This is a genomic window from Lacticaseibacillus daqingensis (assembly GCF_003946115.1).
In the GTDB taxonomy this organism is placed as follows: Bacteria; Bacillota; Bacilli; order Lactobacillales; family Lactobacillaceae; genus Lacticaseibacillus; species Lacticaseibacillus daqingensis.
Genome location: NZ_RHOH01000029.1, coordinates 1 through 1,191, shown reverse-complemented (window position 1 = coordinate 1,191; position 1,191 = coordinate 1). Strand labels below are relative to the sequence as shown.

The following is a 1,191-nucleotide window of genomic DNA, read 5'->3' as shown; positions in this document are numbered from 1 at the left end:
CGCCGAGTGGTGTCAATTTTAGCACCGAATGGGGTAAAAAAGATCGCCGAGTTGGGCAATTCGCTTCGCCGCCTTCAGATAGACATCGTCGGTCGTGTAGTCCCTTGTCCAAGTATATCAATTATAAATTAGGAACTCAATGAACTGCCCAACATAGACTGCACAAAAATAGACTGCCTCCAGATAGATACATGTATCGCTTTTTTCGTAGATTTGAGTTAAACAAAAAAATCCCCGCCAACTCAGCCCTCAATCGGCCCAAACTTGGCGGGGATTTTGGCGGGGAACGTAACAATTCCCCCGCCAATCATATCCTTTGCATCTCCCGAAAGCGCCGTTAAATCAACATTCCGGGTTCAATTTACATGTACCTTTTATTCCCATTCATTAAAACAAAGTTAGCACCAGCCCGTTTCAAGTCGTTAATTGCTGCTGCTAAATACCTAACTACCTCGTCCATGTTGCCTTGATCTAGTAAAGCAAACATATGATACATGTTGATGCTGTTAATCACGACTTCTGGTAGCTCTTGTTGCGTTCCAATCCTATTCTGATAATCTTTAATGATGGCCATATAGTAATCCGTTGTTGCCTCCGGTCCGATACCACCGATAATTCCCGGTTTTTTCATATTTACTCCTTTAAGCCATGCTAATAATCAAATTTTCGACTAGGATTTAGTTGTTTTTATAATACTTTTAAAAACGTTCTAACAATGAACCCCTCGATAACGCGTGATTTGAATTCTTTATAGCCTAGATTAACCACTTCAAAAATAAAAAGCCCGATGCAATAAGTGGAATTTGCAGGGCGGGCTAGAGTCACTTATTCACTTGCTGAACCAGCTTCAAGGCGGTCTGCACGAAACAGCCTGCTATCAGCAAGTTTACTTTTCTATTCAAATTATAGCATGACTATGACTGACTTTCGACAATTTTAAATCAGATTTATAGCGTTTTAAGGGAACTCATGTTTGCTTTTGTGCTAAAATATGGTTAAAAACTAACGGAAGTGATGGAATTGTTTACTGATCCTGGATTATTCTTAAACACGACAAAATACAGCGCAACCTCATGACTGGCATGAAGTTGCGCTGCTTTGTGTTTTTCACCCACTGGGTGCGGTCTTGTGATATTGTAGAGTCGCTGAAAACCAACAATATGAAGGCCATAACACAATGCTTAGACTACG

1 protein-coding gene is annotated in these 1,191 nt (G+C 40.6%); it reads right to left on the bottom strand.

The genetic code is table 11. The features are described 5' to 3' along the window. Positions 1-361: 361 nt before the first annotated feature. Complete coding sequence (locus EKM88_RS13160; protein ID WP_125706736.1) at positions 362-631, bottom strand: aspartate/glutamate racemase family protein; 270 nt, start codon at positions 629-631, stop codon at positions 362-364. Positions 632-1,191 lie beyond the last annotated feature (560 nt).

Coding starts and splice junctions, on each gene's coding strand:
- EKM88_RS13160 (WP_125706736.1), bottom strand. CDS start 631: ATGAAAAAACCGGGAATTATCGGTGGTATCGGACCGGAGGCAACAACG.